This is a genomic window from Nitrincola alkalilacustris, assembly GCF_008973755.1.
In the GTDB taxonomy this organism is placed as follows: Bacteria; Pseudomonadota; Gammaproteobacteria; order Pseudomonadales; family Balneatricaceae; genus Nitrincola; species Nitrincola alkalilacustris.
In genome coordinates this window covers 64718-85185 of record NZ_WBOM01000003.1, presented here as the reverse complement: position 1 = coordinate 85185, position 20468 = coordinate 64718, and the positions used below count along the sequence as shown (strand labels likewise).

The window sequence follows — 20468 nt, the reverse complement described above, 5'->3', positions numbered from 1 at the left end:
TCAGGTGTTACTGCGATCCAGCCGAGGTCGTAGTATCGCCTTTTCCGCTTCAACCACCAGCATCAGGCACACACCGAAAATCAGTATCCTCACCCACTCATCAAAGCCGATGGCGACCGTGTTGAACAGGAACTGGAAAGGCCCTGCGTAGGTGAATAGCAACTGCAGCACCACCAGAATACTGATCGCCAAAAGAACCGGGCGACTGCCCAGCAGACCATTTCGATTCAGAACAGATTCCAGAATATAGCGACTGTTGATCAGGTAGAACATCTGCGCCACCACCAGTGTGTTGATCGCCGTGGTTCTGGCCAGAGCCTCACTGGCACCCTGCAGCTCCAGCATCCAGTAAAAGTGGCCAAATGTTCCAGCGACGAGCAGTACCGACACAAACAGCACCCGCCAGACCAGAAAACCACTCAACAGCGGTGAGTTCGGGCGCCTCGGCTGCCTTGTCATCAGTCCTGGCTCCGGTGGTTCAAACGCCAGTGCCAGCGCCAGTGTGACCGCGGTCACCATATTGACCCAGAGCACCTGAACCGGCTCCAGTGGCAGCGCCAGCCCAAGAAAGATCGCTGCTACAATGGTAAACGCCTGACCACCATTGGTCGGCAGGATAAACAGGATCGCTTTTTTCAGATTGTCATAAACCGTCCGCCCCTCTTCAACGGCATGAGCAATGGAGGCAAAGTTATCATCTGCCAGCACCATCTCCGATGCTTCTTTGGCAGCTTCTGTCCCTTTCATCCCCATTGAGATCCCGACATCCGCCCGCTTAAGGGCTGGCGCATCATTGACACCATCGCCTGTCATCGCCACCACCTGCTGATCCGCCTGCAGTGCCTTGACCAGACGCAGCTTATGCTCAGGTGTCGTGCGCGCAAATACCTCGATATCACGCGCCCGCTCCTGCAGCTCCTGATCGGTCATCGCCTCAATCTCCTGACCGATCAGCGCCTGCTTACCATCGCCAATACCCAGCTCACTACCTATTGCCAGCGCCGTTGCTGCATGATCCCCTGTAATCATGCGCACACGAATACCGGCTTCGTGACACTGGCGCACAGCGACTATTGCCTCTTCACGTGGCGGGTCGATGATACCGACCAGACCCAGCAGTACCATATCCGTTTCAAGATCAGCAAAATTCAGCTCAACATGTTCCTGTGCGGTGCGGCGCGCTGCTATCGCCAACAAGCGCTGTCCATGTGCTGCCACCAGCTCCATCTGCTGATGCCAGAACTCGCTGTCCAGCGGTGCATCACCATCCAGCATCCGTTGACTGGTGCATCGCTCCAGAACCCGTTCAGGTGCGCCTTTGAGGATAATGTAACCATGCCCCTCATGATCATGGTGCAGCGTGGACATGAACTTGTGGGCGGAATCAAAGGGGATGCTGTCGGTACGCGGGCGATCCTTTCGCAACTGATCCGGATCAAGGCCAGACTTCATGGACACTGCCATTAATGCACCTTCTGTCGGATCGCCCTCCAGCACCCAACGCCCATCGCGCTCTGCCAGATGAGCCTCATTGCACAGCAGGGCCGCCTGCAGCAGCTCATCCAGAACCTCCTCAGTATCACCCGGTTCTACATCCACCTCGCCCAGATAGAAGTCGCCCTGCGGCCCATAACCTACACCACTGACACGATATTCACGCTCACGTGTCACGATTGTCTGTACGGTCATTTCATTGCGTGTCAGCGTACCGGTCTTGTCGGAGCAGATCTCTGTGACTGACCCCAGTGTTTCCACAGCAGGGAGCCTGCGAATAATCGCATTGCGACGTGCCATGCGTTGCACACCTATGGCCAGGGTAATGGTCATGATGGCTGGAAGCCCTTCAGGAATAGCAGCCACCGCCAGGCTGACCGCAGCCAGAAACATATCAATAGCCGAGTAGTCACGCACCCATAGACCAAAAGCAAAAGTCAGGGCAGCAATTGCCATGATGGCAAAGCTGAGCCGACGCCCGAACTCATCCATCTGTCGAATCAGTGGCGTGGTAAGACTCTGGGTTTCCGACAGCAGAGTGCTGATGCGACCTATTTCCGTACGCTCGCCGGTTTCCACCACGACGCCCATGCCACGGCCAAATGCGACCAGCGTGCCGGAAAACGCCATGCAGAAACGGTCGCCAAGATCCGCATCCTGCTTCACAGCACCGACAGCCTTCTCGGATGCCACCGACTCACCTGTCAGCAGCGCTTCATCTATGCGCAGATTGCGCGCTTCAAACAGGCGCAGATCAGCAGGCACACGATCTCCACCCTGCAAAATCACGATATCACCCGGTACCAGCGTTTCTGAATCAACCGTTACAGGATGCCCATTGCGCAGCACCTTGGCTTTGGGTGAGAGCATATTACGTATCGAGTCCAGCGCTTTTTCTGCCTTGCCTTCCTGAATGAATCCGATCAGCGCATTGATTACAACCACCCCGATAATCACACCGGTATCCACCCAATGCTGCATCAAGCCTGTTCCGACCGCAGCCAGCAACAGGATATAGATCAAAACATTATGAAACTGCAGCATAAAGCGGGCTAACCCACTCTGCTTTACGGGCGGTTTAAGACGATTGGGACCGATCTGACTCAACCGCTCGACAGAGTCACTCTCGGGCAAACCCTGCTTATTCGCCTTCAAGGATGTCAACGTTTCATCTGCAGAAAGGTTGTGCCAACTGGTCGGTTTGTCTGAAGTTGACGGGGGTTCTTTGCGGGTCATTCCTGATGTGCCTCCTGCGGAAGATGTGTAAAAATGACAAGTCATAGCGCTTGTAAAACCATAAGCTCAGCATACAGAGAATATAAGTCAAATTTAATAGATACAGATCAGGCTTTGGTTTTTCTGCACGCAGGCAAGCAACTGTTTTATACTTCAGTAACCTATTATAACGGCAGACAATTCAATGAGTCTGAAATCAACCGGGGTTACAACAACTCGACCCTTCAGTTGCTTGCTTCTGCTGGCTGTACTGCTCCTCCCCGGTGGACTGGTCGCTGAGGAACAACTATCTGACGAACCGCTATCAGAAAAGCTGCGCGTGTCAGTTGCCACTCTTACAGATAACCCTCCCCTGACTTTTGCCAGATCAGACGCTCAGGACCTCATAGAGGAAAGCATCCCGCCGGGAGAGGATGCCACCAGTCTACAGGGATTCAGTTGGGATGTGCTGCGCGCCAGCTACCACAGTCAGGGATATACGATAGACCTGAACATACTGCCCTGGCCACGCGCTTATGAGATGGTCAAGGCGGGCAGTATCGATATTCTATTTCCAACCGGCTTCAATCAGGAGCGTACAAACTACTTTTACTACTCCACACACCCCATCAATGAAGTTGAATTCATCATCTATACCCAGCCGGATAAACCAATCAGTTGGGAGGGACTGAAGTCGCTCGAAGGACAGACAATAGGCATGTTACGTGGCTGGAACTATGGCCTGGAATGGGAGGCCAATGACCAGATAGACAAATTCCCTCTGAGCAATATTCTTCAGGCGTTCATGATGCTGGATCTTGGCCGTATTGATGGACTTGCCGGCTACGAGACCAATTTTGACTATGCCCTGGATCACGCCGGTAAGCCCAACATCTACACCAAGCTCCCCTCCTTCGGCAGAACCATGGAGTTTGCGGCAGCCAGTCTGCAGAATCCAAATGCTCTTCATCTGCTTGAAGTATTTGACCAAGGCATGGATTATCTCAACGCGAGTGGTGAACTGGATCGCATCAAGGTGCAATGGTTTCCTGACAGTATGAACAGTCACCTCACCGCATCAGATGAGGAGTATCCAGTTGAACAACACTGACACTTCACCACACCACAGACCAACTACCGCAGAGCTTAGACAGCACTGTGCGCTGTTGCTCAGCCATTTTGCCTGGGCTGAGCATCGCCAACAGCAAGCAGCCTCAGATGCTTATCAGCAAGGCATCAAGCTCGCCCCCCTGGACCAGCTTCCGCCGCTCCTGCCTCAGAAGCAGGTTTGCGATCTGCAGGTGGATCAGGCATTAAATTACTTTGCAGGCACCAAAACCGCTTTCCGCCAAAGGTTGTTTCTGGCGCTTAGTGCTGTCTCACGGCATGACAACATCATTACAGCTCAGGAACGTCGGCTGATACATCACTTCGCCGACGCTCTTCAGATAGATCATGAGACAGTCGAGTCAGCCCTGACCCTCCCTAAGCCCGGTAGTCGGATCGAAGCGAATGAGCCTGGAACAGAAGCAGCCCCCTCAAGTCTGGCAGAGCAGCAGTCAGCATTTACACAGGGCAGCATAAAACAGGCACTCTTTCCCGGCCCACTCAGTATCCCGGCCAAGGCGCTGATTCTTGCCAACATTATCCCACTGTTTGGCGTAATTTTTCTGGGATGGGATGCTGGCGCTCTGCTGCTGCTCTACTGGCTTGAGAATATCGTGATCGGGGTCTATACCATCGTTCGCATGATCTATGCATGCGGTATCAAGGCGATTGGCATCGTGATTTTTTTCACATTCCACTACAGCGCATTCTGTGGTGTTCATGGAATGATCGTGCTATCACTCTCCACGCTGGTCGGCGAGAGTGAAATACTGAACTCAGGCGCGGATGATGGGCTGATACTCCTGATGCCTTTTCTATTGGTCGCCGAAGTGTTCAGGAACATCATCGCCTTGTATCCGGCATTGCTGACTCTGCCACTGCTGTCATTTGTCATCAGTCATGGCATCTCGACCGTCATGAACAACTTTATCGGCAAAGAGGATATCGGTCGCAAGGCTGAATCCATCATGGCCGATCCCTATCGACGCATTGTGATTTTACATGTCGCACTGATCGCGGGTGCTGGCGTGATTCTACTTGGTAATGCTGGCAGCATAGCCCCGGTTCTGATTCTGCTGATCGCGATGAAAACTGCACTGGACCTTTACGAACACAACCGGAACCACCGCAATCGGCTGAAAGCCAAAACGCAAGCCAATATTAACACCACATGATAATTAAGAGGGAACTATTGATGCTTTTCAGACTGAGACTGATACCACTGACCTGCCTGCTCCTCACCCTGACGGCAGCTCAAGCGGATGAGCGCATCGTCAGTGTCGCTACCCTGACAGATTACCCGCCTCTGATTTTCAATAAACCCGATACAAAGAGAGTTGTTGAAGAGCGTATTCCTCCCGGACAGGATTCAAGCAGCCTGCAGGGATTCAGCTGGGACATCCTGCGTGAAAGTTATCACAGCCAGGGCTATACCATCCAGATTCATGTCGTTCCCTGGACCCGCGCTTTCGAGATGGCCCGCAGCGATTCAGTCGAGATCCTGTTTCCTACCGGATATAACGAGGAGCGGACCGAGTATTTCCACTACTCGGTAAACCCTATCAATGAAGCCCGCTTTATCATCTATACCCTGCCGGACAAAACTCTGGAGTGGGACGGGCTGGCATCACTGCATAACCTCACGATCGGAGCCATGCGTGGATGGAACTACGGAGCGGAGTGGGAACAAGCCACGGGCTTTTACAAATATGGACTGTCCGACATACTTCAGGGTTTCCAGATGCTGGATGCAGGAAGGATCGATGGGCTGGCTGGCTATGAAACCAACTTCGACTATGCACTGAGTGAAGCGGGTCTGCCAAACCCCTACACAAAACACCCCTCCTTTGGAGAAACTTTTGAATATGCCACAGCCAGCAAAAGCCACCCCACAGGCCGTGATATGTTAATGGTCTTTGATCTGGGTGTTGAGCATCTGAAGGCCTCAGGACGGTTGAGTGAAATCAGACAGCACTGGTTTCCCACACTGGTTTCCGAAAGTGACTGAGCGAGAATAGCTGGCCTCTCTCACCCCAGCCCGCCCAGCATGATGGGCAGATAGACAACCAGCATCAGCACCGCGATCAATACCAGCAGATAGGGTATGATGGCACGCGTAATTGTCTCCAGCGGCAGTTGTGTCACCGAGGAGGCCACATAGAGATTGATCGCCACGGGTGGTGTGATCATACCTATCGCAAGCCCAACAACAATGATCAAGCCAAAGTGAATCGGATCTATCCCGATTTTCGTCACCAGCGGCAGCAGGACCGGTGTCAGGATGATCAGCGCACTGGCTGTTTCAATGAACACCCCAGTCAGCAAGATCACCAGCACCACCAGCAGCATGATAATGTAGGGATTGGTGGAATAAGAAAGAACCGTATTCGCCAACGCACTCGGAACCTGCCAACTGGATAGTGTCCAGCTCAGCACCGCTGATGTGGCAATGACCAGCATGATCACAGATGTGGTGATAGCCGAGCGGATCAGAATGCGATAGATCTGGCGCAAGGTCAGATCACGGTAGATAAACAGTGATACAAGCAAAGCATAATTAACAGCAACTACAGCCGCCTCGCTCGGCGTGAATATGCCCGAGAAAATTCCTCCCAGAATGATCACCGGCGTCATCAAACCCCAGCTGGCACTCTTCAGCGTCCTCAGGATCGTATTCAGTGACAGTGGCGTGCCTTTGGGATAGTTGCGACGATACGCCTGCACTATTGCAACCGCCATCAAACCTACCCCCATCGCCAACCCCGGTAAAAAGCCATTCAGGAACAGTTTGGCAACCGACTCCTGAGCAATTACCGCATAGATGATCATCGGTACAGAGGGTGGGATGACCACACCGATGGTACCACTGGCTGCTATCAGGCTCGCAGCAGAGGCTGGATCATAGCCCTTGCGCTTCAGTTCCGGCACCAGCGTTGAGCCGACAGCCGCTGTTGTTGCAGCACCGGAACCAGAAATTGCGGCGAAGAACATGCCCGCCATTACCGATACTATCGCCAGCCCACCCTTCAGAAATCCAAACAGCGAATCCGCAAAGTTGACCAGTTTTTCGCTGATCTTACCCTGAGCCATCAGATCACCGGTCAGGATAAACATCGGCACGGCAACCAGTGCAAAAGAGTTGATACCCTGAAACATCTGCTGAGTTACCACCATCAGCGGAACACCCTGAGCATGCAGCGCCAACAGGGTACTGGCGCCGATAGCCAGCGCAATCGGCACACCCAGTAGCATGAACAGGAAAAACAGCAAGAAGAGCACAGCAGTCATATGGGAGGCTCAGCAGTCGGAGCGGGTACACGATTGGTCACCAGCTCCAGCAAATCAATCAAGGCATAAAACAACATCAGTGCCGCACTGATCGGCATGATGGCATAGACATAGTACATGGACCAACGCAGCGAGGGTGACTTCTGAAAACTCTGCACCTGCATATACTCATAGCCGATTATTACCAGCGAGAGCATAAAACCGATGATGATCAGACACGCCAATATGCGAGCGACCTTTTTAATCCCCAAGGGCAAGGTATCGACAACAAAGGTCACTGCGATATGGCGCCCGCGCTGAAACGCCAGCGCAGCCCCCAGAAAGGTGATCCAGATCAGCAGAAAGCGCGCGATCTCTTCCGTCCAGGGGACCGCATTGAAAAACACGCGGGAAATGATCTGCAGAGTAATGACACCAATCAGCGCCAGCATGCCCAGAACGACAACCGGCTGCAAAATGGCATCAATACCCCGCTCAAGCTTTTGAAGTAACCCTATCACTTATTGCAGTGCCTGCTGAATACGCTCCAGATAGTCACCGAACTGATCGCCATACTTCTCATACACCGGTGCTACTGCAGCCTGAAACGCTGCTATATCAGCATCTTCGACAATGTTCACACCTGCTGCTCTGAGATCGGCTAACTGCTGGGACTCCATATCCGCATTCATCTGACGCTCATGCGCTGCTGCTTCTCTAGCCGCCTGCACCAGAACACCCTGAGCCTCTTCAGGCAGACGGTTCCATACTCCCATTCCCATCACAAAAATGGCTGGTGCATAAGTATGACGTGACAGTGTCATATGCGTCTGGGTTTCGTTAAGCTTGAAGGAGTGAATTACGTTAACCGGATTCTCCTGACCATCAATCGTTCCCTGCTGCATGGCAGTCAGCGCCTCCGTCCAGGCCATTGGCACAGCATTGGCACCCAACTCACGGAACGTATCGGTATACACAGGGTTTTCCATCACGCGTATGCGCAACCCCTGAATATCATCGGGCGAATGAACTGCACGTACGCTGTTGGTCAGGTTACGGAAGCCGCGCTCAGCGTAGGCAAGCCCTTTCAAGTTGACTTCAGACAGCTTATCCAGCAGCTCCTGACCTATCGGGCCATCCAACACGTCATAGGCCTCCTGCGGTGAAGCAAACAGGAAGGGCAGCTCGAAAACAGCCATCTCTTCAACAAAATTGGCAACCGGACCATTCGTGATAACACCCATATCGACCGTGCCAATCTGCATGCCTTCCAGCAGCGTACGCTCATCACCCAAGGATGCGTTCGGGAAGATCTCGACACTCACCTTGCCATCAGTTCTTTCAGCCACAAGCTCCTGAAATTTTACTGCAGCGATATGAAACCCATCCTGCTCGTTCACAACATGTGCAAGTCGCAGTGAAACAGGCTTCATGGACTCCAGAGTAGAAGCGGCAACATTACCGGCGCTGACAGCAGCAGCCAGCGCAACACTCAATAACATACGATTAAACGATTTCATTCTTCTATCCTTTTATTGTTTATCGTCCAGCATGACGCCTTTGCAGGCAGTACCCTATCCTTTTGAGGGAGGTGGGGCATATATTCAATTCCGTTTAAGTTATCGGAGAGTAGAACGCCAGCAGGATAAATGCAACATAAGACTAACCTGATGTAAGGTAAGGTTTTTAGCTATCCATGTGATCATGGCACCCTCGTATGCCAGCTCACCTGTGTAAGGTACCGTAGCCACTTCTATCACTCGACCATATGACCTATAGTTACACCGAGCTTAACTTACCCCGTAACGGATACTGCCCGGCAGTGTCTGGCTCTGTTTGAAAACACCGACCACGCCATCAGCGACCTGCTGCTGCACAATCTGCTGATACGGAGCGAATCTTAATGCAATGGATCTTCACACCAATATTGTTATTAGCGATGCTGGCAGGTACCGCCTCCGCTTCAGACAGAGTATTAGTCGGCGATTTTTCCAGCGGACTGGAGGAGTGGCGTGAGCGCTCCTTCAATGGCAAAACCACCTATAGCCTTGTTGACCTCAATGGAGAGAGCGTATTACAAGCCGACGCCAACGGTACTGCCAGCGCACTGTACCGCACCCTGAACATCGATTTGCGCGAAACCCCATACCTGCATTGGCGCTGGCGGATCGACTCTATTATTGACGGTGTGGATGAGCTCACCAAGGCTGGCGATGACTACCCCGCGCGCATCTATGTGGTGAAAAGAAACGGACTGGCATTCTGGCGTACCCGAGCCCTCAATTATGTGTGGTCCAACCACCAACCAGTGGGGAGCCGATGGCCCAACGCCTACGCCGGAGATAATGCACAGATGCTGGCGCTGGATAGCGGTCCCGAGTTGGTGGGCCAGTGGGTAACCCATGTACGGAACGTGCGTGAAGACCTCAGGGAGGTCTTTGGCATCGACATTGATATTATCGATGGGGTGGCATTGATGACGGACGCTGATGATACCGGTGGCACGGTGAGGGCCTGGTATGGCGACATCTACTTCTCTGCATCGCCACAGCCGCTCGGACAAAAGGGCGATTAGTCACAGGCGATGCCATACACCTGCGTTCTCTCACCTCCTCGCTGCACATAGGTAAGCATTGAATTGGGCGGTAAATAGAAACAAAAAGGCAGCCGAGGCTGCCTTTTTGTACGCTGGAGCAAAGGTTGGAAGGATTATTTCCAGCCAGTGATCTCAGTCAGTGCCTTGCCGATATCGGCCAGTGAACGCACAGTTTTAACGCCTGCGTCTTCCAGGGCAGCGAACTTCTCAGCTGCTGTACCCTTACCACCGGAAATGATCGCACCAGCATGACCCATGCGCTTACCAGCAGGTGCAGTGACACCGGCAATGTAAGAAACCACAGGCTTGGTTACGTGGGCTTTGATGTAGGCAGCCGCTTCTTCTTCAGCAGAACCACCGATCTCACCGATCATGACGATCGCTTCGGTCTGTGGGTCATTCTGGAACATTTCCAGAATGTCGATGAAGTTGGAGCCAGGGATCGGGTCACCACCGATACCAACACAGGTAGACTGGCCGAAACCAGCATCTGTAGTCTGCTTGACCGCTTCATACGTCAGTGTACCTGAACGTGAAACGATACCGACTTTACCCGGCAGGTGGATGTGACCAGGCATGATGCCGATCTTGCACTCACCCGGAGTGATAACACCCGGGCAGTTTGGTCCGATCAGACGAACACCCAACTCATCGCACTTCACTTTGCACTGCAGCATATCCAGAGTCGGGATACCTTCAGTGATGCAGACGATCAGTTTGATGCCAGCGTTAGCGGCTTCCAGAATAGAATCTTTACAGAAGGCAGCAGGAACATAGATCACAGATGCTTCAGCACCAGTCTGTTCTACTGCTTCTTTAACGGTGTTGAATACAGGCAGGCCAAGGTGCTCAGTGCCACCTTTACCCGGTGTAACACCACCAACCATTTTGGTGCCGTATGCGATAGCCTGTTCAGAGTGGAAGGTACCCTGGCCACCAGTGAAACCCTGACAGATTACCTTGGTGTCTTTGTTAATCAGAATTGCCATGATTATTTACCCTCCGCTGCTTTAACGACCTGAACAGCTGCATCCGTGAGGCTGGTTGCTGCAATGATATCCAGACCAGACTCTGCCAGACGCTGTGCACCCAGCTCTGCGTTGTTACCTTCCAGACGCACAACAACAGGTACGTTAACGCCGACTTCCTTGACTGCACCGATAATGCCATCAGCAATCAGGTCACAACGTACGATACCACCGAAGATGTTAACCAGAACGGCTTTCACGCTGTCGTCAGACAGGATGATCTTGAACGCTTCAGTTACGCGTTCTTTGGTTGCACCGCCGCCTACGTCAAGGAAGTTGGCAGGCTGACCACCGTGCAGCTTGACGATGTCCATGGTGCCCATCGCCAGACCAGCACCGTTAACCATGCAGCCGATGTTACCTTCCAGGGCAACGTAGTTCAGTTCCCACTTGGCAGCATGACCTTCGCGCTCGTCATCCTGTGAAGGATCGTGCATTTCCTGAATATCTTTGTGACGGTAAACCGCGTTGCTGTCGATCACGATTTTAGCGTCCAGGCAGTGCAGGTTACCCTGCTCTGTGATAACCAGAGGGTTGATCTCGAGCAGCGCCAGATCTTTCTCTTCAAACATTTTCGCCAGACCCATGAAGATATGGACGAACTGTTTGATCTGATCACCTTTCAGGCCCAACTGGAAAGCCAGTTCACGACCCTGATAAGGCTGAGCGCCAGTCATTGGATCAATAGTTGCCTTGAGGATTTTTTCAGGCGTTTCTTCTGCAACCTTCTCGATCTCAACACCACCTTCAGTAGAAGCCATGAAGACAATACGACGAGTTGAGCGATCAACCACAGCACCCAGATACAGCTCATTGGCGATATCTGTGCAGGTTTCAACCAGAATTTTGGTGACTGGCTGGCCATTGGCGTCTGTCTGGTAAGTCACCAGACGGTTGCCGAGCCACTTTTCAGCAAACTCTTTTGCTTCAGCAGGAGACTTGATCAGCTTGACGCCGCCAGCCTTACCGCGTCCACCGGCGTGAACCTGGGCTTTAACAACCCACATGTCTCCGCCAATTTTTTCAGCTGCTTCAGCAGCTGCTTCTGGTGTTTCTACCGCGAAACCCTTGGAAACCGGCAGACCGTATTCAGCAAACAACTGTTTGCCTTGGTACTCGTGAAGGTTCATGTTCTAATCCGTTGAAATTTGACTAAACATGCACAACGCTTGCGGTCAGAGACCTCGTTGCACGCACTTTGCTGCTCTACGGCAGACGAAACTAGCGCCTCATCTGCATCGCAGCACTTATTAGCGTTTCTTGCGATTTGCAATGTGGATGGCGTGATTATCCACTGCCAGAGCAGCTTCATGTACCGCCTCACTCACGGTTGGGTGAGCGAATACCGTTAGCTGCAGATCCTCTGCAGTCGAGCAGAACTCCATTGCAATAACGGCCTGAGCGATCAGTTCGGAAGCGATGCCTCCGACCATATGAACACCCAGTATTCTGTCCGTTTCTTCGTCAGCGATCATTTTGACAAAACCTTCTGTCGTATTCGCTGCCATTGCACGACCAGAGGCCGCAAACGGGAATTTGCCGACTTTTATTTTGACCCCGGCAGATTTAAGTTCCTGCTCGGTTTTACCCACCCATGCCAGCTCAGGGAAGGTATAAATAATGTTCGGGATGCAGTCGTAGTTCATTGCGGCTTTATGACCGGCAATGATATCAACAACCATGATGCCCTCTTCCGATGCCTTGTGTGCCAGCATCGGGCCACGAACAATGTCACCGATCGCATAGACGCCCGGCGCATCCGTACGGCACTGATCATCAACGAAGATGAAGCCACGCTCGTCCAGTTTCACACCGCTGTCTGCGCTGATCAGATCCTGAGTCAAAGGACGACGACCAACAGCTACGATCAGCTTATCGACCACCAGCTCCTGATCGCCATTGGCGTCAGTGTACTTGACGGTGATCTCTTTACCTTTGATTTCAGTACCAGTGCAACGCGCACCCAGTTTGATATCCAGTCCCTGTTTGGTCAGCAGCTTCTGAGCTTCTTTAGCTACGTCCTGGTCGGCTACAGGCAGGAAACTATCCATCGCTTCAAGTACAGTGACTTTAGAGCCGCAACGCGCCCAGATGGAGCCCATTTCCAGACCGATGACACCCGCACCGATAACACCCAGGCGCTCTGGCGTTTCGTCGATATCCAGAGCACCGGCGTTGTCCAGAATCAGACCTTCGGTCAGTGGAGCCGGCGGAATTTCAACCGGTACGGAACCGGCAGCCAGGACCACGTTTTCTGCAGAGTAGACAGTCACGGCACCATCCTGCGCAGTGACTTCAACCTGCTTGTTAGCCAGCAGTTTGCCTTTGCCCTGCAGCAGGGTCACGCCATTAGCCTTGAACAGACCTGCAATACCACCGGTCAGGTTTTTGACTATCTGGTCTTTGCGCGCAACCATCTGCTTGGTGTCGATGCGAACATTCTCAGCAACGATACCCTGAGCCGCAAAGCCATGCTGAGCTTCATGCAGTTTGTGAGTGGTTTCAAGCAGCGCCTTGGAGGGGATGCAACCAACGTTCAGGCAGGTACCTCCCAGAACAGGAGTCCCCTTGTCGTCGACCCACTTCTCAACACAAGCAGCTTTCAGACCAAGCTGAGCAGCGCGAATTGCAGCAACATACCCGCCAGGGCCTGCACCAATAACAATTACATCAAATTTATCAGACATTTAATCAATCCTGTCGTTAACACGTGGGTTACCAGCTGTCTTATACATCAAGCAGCATGCGGGCCGGATCTTCGAGCAGATCTTTTATTGTAACCAGAAATTGTACCGCTTCCTTACCGTCAATCATACGGTGGTCATATGACAGTGCCAGATACATCATAGGCAGAATAACGACCTGACCATTAACAGCCATCGGACGCTCCTGGATCTTGTGCATACCCAGGATCGCAGTCTGCGGCGGGTTCAGAATCGGTGTCGACATCAGTGAGCCGAATACACCCCCGTTAGTGATGGTAAAGGTTCCGCCCTGCATATCATCCATACCCAGCTTACCATCGCGACCACGCTGACCGAAATCGGCAATGGCGGCTTCAACATCAGCCAGATTCATGGCATCCGTATCACGCAACACAGGAACCATAAGACCACGTTCAGTCGATACGGCAACGCCGATATCCTGATAGCCATGGTACACCATATCGTTGCCATCAATAGATGCGTTGACTGCAGGGAAGCGCTTCAGTGCTTCAGTAGCAGCCTTGACGAAGAAGGACATGAAGCCCAGACGGGTGCCATTATGTGTCTTCTCGAACAGATCTTTGTACTGCTTACGCAGTTCCATGATCGGTTTCATGTTGACTTCGTTATAGGTGGTCAGCATCGCAGCATTCTGCTGAGCTTCAACCAGACGTTTGGCGATAGTCGCACGCAGACGGGTCATCGGAACGCGCTTCTCGACACGCTCACCTGCCGCTACATTGACAACAGGCGCCGCAGCTTTGGCAGCAGGTGCTGGCGCTGCTGCAGGTGCTGCTGCCGGTGCAGAAGACTGGCTGTTGATATATGCCTGAACATCTTCTTTGGTGATGCCACCATTCTTACCACTACCCTGGATTTTGGATGCATCCAGGCCGTGCTCGTCGATCAGTCTGCGTGCGGCTGGACCGACCTTGTCAGCATCTGTTGCTGCAGTATCAGTTGAAGTTGCAGCAGGCGCTGATGCCGCTGCAGCAGGCGCTGCACTCGCAGCGGCACCCGCTTCAAACAGCGCCAGAACCTCTTCACTCAGAACCGTGTCGCCTTCAGCCTTCAGAATTTCCTTGATAACACCGTCTGCAGGTGCCACCACTTCAAGGACGACCTTGTCGGTTTCGATATCAACGATCAGTTCATCAACGGAGCAGGAGTCACCCGGCTGTTTATGCCAGGTTGCAACGGTACCGTCGGCCACGGATTCAGGGAAAGTCGGTGCTTTAATTTCGATGGACATGCTGTTTCCTTTTAACTGCTCTGGTAGTTCGCAATCGAACCTGTCGTTAACCGTTAATCGCTTCGTTCAGAAGCTGTTCCTGCTGCTCAAGATGAACAGAAATATAGCCTACTGCCGGTGCTGCTGCATGTGGCCGGCCAACACCTGTCAGGAACAGCTTTGGATCGTGGCGATGCAACACGTGACGCATATGGTGCTGACTGCAGTACCAGGCGCCCTGATTCATAGGCTCTTCCTGACACCAGACCACGGATTCGAGATTCGTGTAATCTGCAATCACCTGGCCCAGAATCTCTTCAGGGAAGGGATATAGCTGCTCTATTCTAATAATCGCAACATCGTCTTTTTCAAGCTCTGCACGCTTGTTGTACAGATCGAAATAGACCTTACCACTGCACAGAACTACGCGCTTAACCTTCTTCGGATCCAGCGTATCGATCTCACCGATTACCGGCTGGAAGCTGCCTTCTGACAGTTCGTCGAGCGTCGACACCGCCTGCTTATGACGGAGCAGTGATTTCGGAGTCATGACTACCAGCGGCTTGCGCAGAGGGCGTACTGTCTGACGGCGAATCAGGTGGAATATCTGTGAAGGCGTGGTCGGAACGCACACCTGGATATTATGTTCGGCACTGAGCTGAAGGAAACGCTCAAGACGCGCAGAAGAGTGCTCTGGCCCCTGCCCTTCAAAGCCGTGTGGCAGCAACATGGTCAGGCCACACAGACGCCCCCACTTATGCTCACCACTGGTTATGAACTGATCGATCACTACCTGTGCGCCATTGGCAAAGTCACCGAACTGAGCCTCCCAGATCACCATGGTATTTGGCATGGTGGTGGCATAGCCATACTCGAAGGCCAGTACTGCTTCCTCTGACAGGAAGGAGTCGAAGATATCAAAATCCGGCTGTTTTTCGTCCAGATGCTGTAGGGGCACATAAGTGCTGGCATCTTTCTGATTGTGCAGAACGGCATGACGGTGCGAGAAAGTACCACGACCAACATCCTGGCCCGTCAGACGCACAGGGTATCCTTCAGCCAGCAAAGTGGCGTATGCCAGCGTTTCAGCAAAGCCCCAGTTGATCTCCATGGCACCGGCTGCCATACGTCGGCGGTCATCATAGATCTTTTCAACCTGGCGCTGGATACCGAAACCTTCCGGTACATGGCACATCTTGTTGCCAAGCTCCTGCAACAGTTTGATGTCGACACGCGTATCAGCGTCGAAAGACCACTGGTGCCCGAGGTATGGCTTCCAGTCTACGAACAGCTCACTGTTAGGCTCCAGTACCAGAGAGTTGGCAACATGCTCTCCGTTTTCAAGCGCCTTGCGATAGCTCTGTTCAAGCGCCTTGATCTCATCTTCTGTGATGACGCCCTCGTTAATCAGGCGCTGCGCATAGAGTTCACGCGTAGTTTTCTGCACCTTGATCTGTTTGTACATCAAAGGCTGAGTACCGGATGGCTCATCCGCTTCGTTGTGTCCACGACGACGGTAGCAGACGAGGTCGATAACCACGTCTTTTTTGAACTCATTACGGAAATCCAACGCCAGTTGCGTCACAAAACGCACCGCCTCTGGATCATCACCATTCACGTGAAAGATAGGTGCCTGAACCATTTTGGCAACATCGGTACAGTACTCAGTGGAGCGAGCATCTTCTTTCTTGGATGTCGTGAAGCCGACCTGATTGTTAATCACGATGTGGATCGTACCGCCAGTCTTATAGGCACGAGTCTGGGACATCTGGAAGGTTTCCATCACCACACCCTGACCGGCAAACGCTGCATCACCATGGATCGAAACCGGAATGACTGTCGTACCGACAGCGTCATCACGACGATCCTGACGCGCCCTCACCGAGCCTTCAACCACCGGAGACACTATCTCAAGATGTGAAGGGTTGAATGCCATAGCCATGTGGACTTCGCCGCCCGGCGTCATGACGTTGGATGAGAAGCCCTGGTGGTATTTAACGTCACCGGAGGTATCCAGCAATTTTTTACCTTCAAACTCACCGAACAGGTCAGATGGGTTCTTACCGAAGATATTGACCAGCACGTTCAGACGACCACGGTGCGCCATACCGATCACGATCTCTTTCGCACCCTGGCGTCCACCACGCTGAATCAACTCATCCAGACAGGGAATGAGGCTTTCACCACCTTCCACACCGAAACGCTTGGCACCGGCATAGCGAGAGCCGAGATACTTCTCAAGACCTTCGGCAGCCGTCAGACGTTCCAGAATATGGGTTTTCACTTCAGCATCGAGTACAGGATCGCAACGCACAGGCTCCATGCGCGACTGCAACCAGCGTTTTTCCTGCGTATCAACGATATGCATATACTCAACACCGATCGAAGAGCAGTAGGTTTTCTTCAGATCGGCCAGGATATTCTTCAGTGTGGCTTCTTCAGGACCGAAAAACAGCGAACCGAGCTGGAATGTGGTGTCGTAGTCAGCTTCTGAAAGCTCATGAAAGCGCAGTTCAAGATCGGGAATCGGTTCACGTTTCAACAGGTTCAGGGGATCAATCTTGGCAACCTGATGACCACGCACACGGTACGCATTGATCATACGCAGTACGCGCACCTGCTTCTTTTCGTGTTCGGAGCTGTAGCTGTCGGCAGACGGTGCCGCAGCACGCCTCTGGTTCTTGGATAGGTGAAGGAAATGCTCTCTGATTGCTGAGTGAGGCACATCCTGGAAGATCGGGCCGCCTGTTGCAGGCAAACGATCAAACTCTTCACGCCACTCCTGAGGAACGGCATTCGGGTCCATCAGGTAAGCTTCGTACAGTTGTTCCACGTATGAAAGATTGCCACCATACAGATGTGCATTCTTCCAAAGCAGCTCCATCATGCTGTCTTGCATTGTTATATCACCCTGAGTCTGGGGAAGCCGGAAAGCAGGATGCACCAAGTCCCTGCTCAACCAGTGCCAGCCGCCCTTTGCTGATTACCGATTCTGTGATGCTGCACAGTCGTTATTATACTGCCTGACCACGCAGGCGCACATTTTACGACTTTTAGCCTGCTGTTAACACTGAAACCACGTTTCAAACGGGATAAATTCTACAGAATTTATGGTAGCCAAAGACATTGTGCTTTTGGCTAGCCTCCGCACGAATCTGACCTGGTATTAACAAGCCGTCGGTTTGTCGCCGTTGACAACCCTGTTGTTCTACAACTTGTATCAAAACGCTTTCTACACATATACCTGGCAACCGCTCCTGCGTTGCCGGCATACCGCCCATCCCTGGACATAAAAAAACGGCGCATAAGCGCCGTTTTTATTATTATGGATCAGGTAGCTTGTTGCAGTAGCATATTCCTGATCTTGCCAATCGCCTTGGTCGGATTAAGACCCTTAGGACACACGTTGACACAGTTCATTATACCATGGCAACGGAAGACACTAAAGGGGTCATCCAACTCTGCCAGTCTCTGATCCGTTGCAGTATCACGGCTGTCCGCCAGGAAGCGATAGGCTTGCAGCAAGCCAGACGGCCCCACGAACTTGTCGGGATTCCACCAGAAGGATGGGCATGCAGTGGAACAGCAGGCACAGAGAATACACTCATACAGACCATCCAACTCAGCCCGCTCTTCAGGAGACTGCAGACGCTCGATGGCTGGTGCAGGTGTATCATTGATCAGATAAGGCTTGATCTTCTCGTACTGCTTGTAGAACTGCCCCATATCCACGACCAGATCACGAATGACAGGCAGACCAGGCAGAGGACGCAGCACCAGTTTGTCTTTTTCAACAACCTGCGACAGAGCAGTGATGCAGGCCAGACCATTCTTGCCATTCATGTTCAGACCATCGGACCCGCAAACGCCTTCACGGCATGAGCGCCTGAAGGTCAGCGTTGTGTCCTTTTCTTTCAGCAACTGAAGCAGATCCAGCACCATGATGTCCTTGCCGCCAGGGATATCGATATGGATATCCTGCATGTAAGGCACATCATCCGTTTCAGGGTTATAGCGATATAAACTTACCAGCATCGTATCAGCCCCTTAATAGGTTCTAGTTTTCGGTGGGAAGGCTTCCATCGTCTTCGGAGCGAAGTTGACGGCACGCTTACCTATACGCTTATCCTGCGGGAAATAGACCGAATGGCAGAGCCAGTTTTCGTCATCACGCTCGGTAAAGTCGTTACGCGCATGCGCTCCGCGGGACTCTTTACGCTCCACAGCCGCAATTGCGGTAGCCTCAGCCACTTCCATCAGGTTATCAAGCTCCAGCGCTTCGATACGTGATGTATTGAATGCCTGGCTCTTGTCATCCAGATACTGATTTTCGACACGCTTGCGGATCTCCTGCAGCAGAGCAAGACCCTTCTCCATGCTTGCACCATCGCGGAATACACCGAAATACAGCTGCATGGTGTTCTGAAGATCCTTGCGAACTTCAGCAGTTCTTTCACCACCCGTGCTGTTGTTAAGGCGATTAAGACGCGCCATGGCTGCATCGATATCGGACTGAGTTGCGTCAGCCACTTCATAGCCTTCACGCATCTGCTTCTCGATCTGCATGCCGGCCGCACGGCCGAATACCACCAGATCCAGCAGTGAGTTACCACCCAGACGGTTAGCACCATGCACGGAAACGCAAGCCGCCTCACCACAGGCAAACAGACCATTGATGATCTGATCATTACCGTCGGCATCCTGTGTGATCGCCTGACCACCGATGTTGGTGATAATACCACCCATCATGTAATGGCAAGTCGGAACAACAGGCACCGGCGCCTTGACAGGATCAACCGCTGCAAAGGTCTGAGACAGCTCACAGATACCCGGCAGACGTGAGTGCAGAACCTCTTCACCCAGGTGATCCAGCTTCAGCAGAACATGGTCACCGTCTGGACCACAACCACGACCTTCAAGAATCTCAAGGATCATGGAACGGGCTACAACATCACGACCTGCAAGGTCTTTGGCGTTGGGCGCATAACGTTCCATGAAACGCTCGCCATCCTTGTTGATCAGGTAACCACCCTCACCACGACAACCCTCAGTGACCAGAACACCCGCACCGGCAATACCGGTTGGATGGAACTGCCACATCTCCATATCCTGAGCAGGCACATTGGCACGCAGCGCCATACCAACACCATCACCCGTGTTGATCAGGGCATTGGTAGTGGACGCATAGATACGACCCGCACCACCAGTGGCCAGAACCGTAGCCTTGGCTTTGATATAAACGGTTTCACCGGTTTCGATACAGATGGCAATAGTACCTACGATGGCGCCGTCTGCATTCTTGACCAGATCTACGGCATACCATTCGTTCAGGAAGGTTGTACCGCCTTTCAGGTTGGCCTGATACAGCGTGTGCAGCAGTGCGTGTCCGGTACGGTCAGCAGCAGCACAGGTACGTGCCGCCTGGCCACCTTCACCGAAATTTTTGGACTGGCCACCAAAGGGGCGCTGGTAGATACGACCTATCTCCGTGCGGGAGAAAGGCATACCCATGTGATCCAGCTCAAACACCGCCTGAGGGCCGACAGAACACATATACTCGATGGCATCCTGATCACCGATGTAATCAGAACCCTTGACCGTGTCATACATGTGCCAGCGCCAGTCATCATTGGGATCCGCACTGGCAATTGCACAGGTGATACCACCCTGTGCAGAGACGGTATGAGAACGGGTAGGAAATACTTTAGTGATACAGGCCGTATTCAAGCCAGACTGAGTCAGCTGAAGTGCTGCACGCATTCCGGCACCACCACCACCAACAACAATCGCATCAAAACTCAATGTACGCAGACTAGAAGACATGT

Annotated in this window: 15 protein-coding genes; 4 read left to right on the top strand and 11 right to left on the bottom strand. The window is 52.6% G+C overall.

Features of this window, described 5'->3' with window-relative positions:
* Positions 1–2730: a cation-transporting P-type ATPase gene (locus F7R27_RS06030; RefSeq protein ID WP_151703333.1), complete on the bottom strand. Its 2730-nt coding sequence runs from the start codon at positions 2728–2730 to the stop codon at positions 1–3.
* Between the two features lie 184 nt (positions 2731–2914).
* Here F7R27_RS06030 and F7R27_RS06025 point away from each other — a divergent pair, with 184 nt between their 5' ends.
* Genes F7R27_RS06025 through F7R27_RS06015 form a run of 3 tightly spaced genes read left to right on the top strand, consistent with a single transcriptional unit; the run spans position 2915 to position 5824 of the window.
* Entirely contained in the window at positions 2915–3820 is a 906-nt protein-coding gene (locus F7R27_RS06025) for a substrate-binding periplasmic protein (protein WP_151703332.1), read from the top strand.
* A complete protein-coding gene (locus F7R27_RS06020) occupies positions 3807–4991 on the top strand; it encodes a DUF6498-containing protein (protein WP_151703331.1) in 1185 nt (394 codons plus the stop codon). The genes F7R27_RS06025 and F7R27_RS06020 overlap by 14 nt, the downstream gene beginning before the upstream one ends.
* A gap of 20 nt (positions 4992–5011) precedes the next feature.
* A complete protein-coding gene (locus tag F7R27_RS06015; RefSeq protein WP_168927441.1) occupies positions 5012–5824 on the top strand; it encodes a substrate-binding periplasmic protein in 813 nt (270 codons plus the stop codon).
* Positions 5825–5844: 20 nt separating this feature from the next.
* On the opposite strand, the gene F7R27_RS06010 is transcribed toward F7R27_RS06015, so the two are convergent.
* From F7R27_RS06010 to F7R27_RS06000, 3 genes are read right to left on the bottom strand one after another with little or no spacing between them, the layout of a single operon-like run.
* Positions 5845–7104 carry a TRAP transporter large permease gene (locus F7R27_RS06010; protein WP_151703329.1) on the bottom strand — a complete coding sequence of 420 codons (1260 nt, stop codon included), beginning with the start codon at positions 7102–7104 and terminating at the stop codon, positions 5845–5847.
* On the bottom strand, positions 7101–7604 hold the full coding sequence (locus F7R27_RS06005; protein WP_240776258.1) for a TRAP transporter small permease: 504 nt from the start codon (positions 7602–7604) through the stop codon (positions 7101–7103). The genes F7R27_RS06010 and F7R27_RS06005 overlap by 4 nt, the downstream gene beginning before the upstream one ends.
* Positions 7605–8603 carry a TRAP transporter substrate-binding protein gene (locus F7R27_RS06000; RefSeq protein WP_151703328.1) on the bottom strand — a complete coding sequence of 333 codons (999 nt, stop codon included), beginning with the start codon at positions 8601–8603 and terminating at the stop codon, positions 7605–7607.
* 383 nt (positions 8604–8986) lie between these two features.
* On the opposite strand from F7R27_RS06000, the gene F7R27_RS05995 reads away from it, so the two are divergent.
* The gene (locus tag F7R27_RS05995; protein WP_151703327.1) at positions 8987–9658 is read left to right on the top strand and encodes a DUF3047 domain-containing protein; all 672 of its coding nucleotides are present in this window, start codon (positions 8987–8989) and stop codon (positions 9656–9658) included.
* Between the two features lie 134 nt (positions 9659–9792).
* Here the strand turns inward: F7R27_RS05995 and sucD are convergent, their stop codons facing one another.
* The 7 genes from sucD to sdhA all read right to left on the bottom strand — a co-directional run bounded on the left by sucD (position 9793) and on the right by sdhA (position 20466).
* Positions 9793–10668: a succinate--CoA ligase subunit alpha gene (gene sucD / locus F7R27_RS05990; protein WP_151703326.1), complete on the bottom strand. Its 876-nt coding sequence runs from the start codon at positions 10666–10668 to the stop codon at positions 9793–9795.
* 2 nt (positions 10669–10670) lie between these two features.
* Positions 10671–11837, bottom strand: a complete 1167-nt coding sequence (gene sucC, locus F7R27_RS05985; protein WP_151703325.1) for an ADP-forming succinate--CoA ligase subunit beta — start codon at positions 11835–11837, stop codon at positions 10671–10673.
* Positions 11838–11957: 120 nt separating this feature from the next.
* Entirely contained in the window at positions 11958–13394 is a 1437-nt protein-coding gene (gene lpdA / locus F7R27_RS05980; RefSeq protein WP_151703324.1) for a dihydrolipoyl dehydrogenase, read from the bottom strand.
* Positions 13395–13434: 40 nt separating this feature from the next.
* On the bottom strand, positions 13435–14664 hold the full coding sequence (gene odhB, locus F7R27_RS05975; protein WP_151703323.1) for a 2-oxoglutarate dehydrogenase complex dihydrolipoyllysine-residue succinyltransferase: 1230 nt from the start codon (positions 14662–14664) through the stop codon (positions 13435–13437).
* Positions 14665–14710: 46 nt separating this feature from the next.
* Positions 14711–17542 (bottom strand): 2-oxoglutarate dehydrogenase E1 component, encoded by a 2832-nt coding sequence (locus F7R27_RS05970; protein ID WP_151703322.1) that lies wholly within the window; start codon positions 17540–17542, stop codon positions 14711–14713.
* A gap of 431 nt (positions 17543–17973) precedes the next feature.
* The gene (locus tag F7R27_RS05965) at positions 17974–18678 is read right to left on the bottom strand and encodes a succinate dehydrogenase iron-sulfur subunit (RefSeq protein ID WP_151703321.1); all 705 of its coding nucleotides are present in this window, start codon (positions 18676–18678) and stop codon (positions 17974–17976) included.
* Between the two features lie 12 nt (positions 18679–18690).
* The gene (sdhA, locus tag F7R27_RS05960) at positions 18691–20466 is read right to left on the bottom strand and encodes a succinate dehydrogenase flavoprotein subunit (protein WP_151703320.1); all 1776 of its coding nucleotides are present in this window, start codon (positions 20464–20466) and stop codon (positions 18691–18693) included.
* Between the last annotated feature and the right edge of the window lie 2 nt (positions 20467–20468).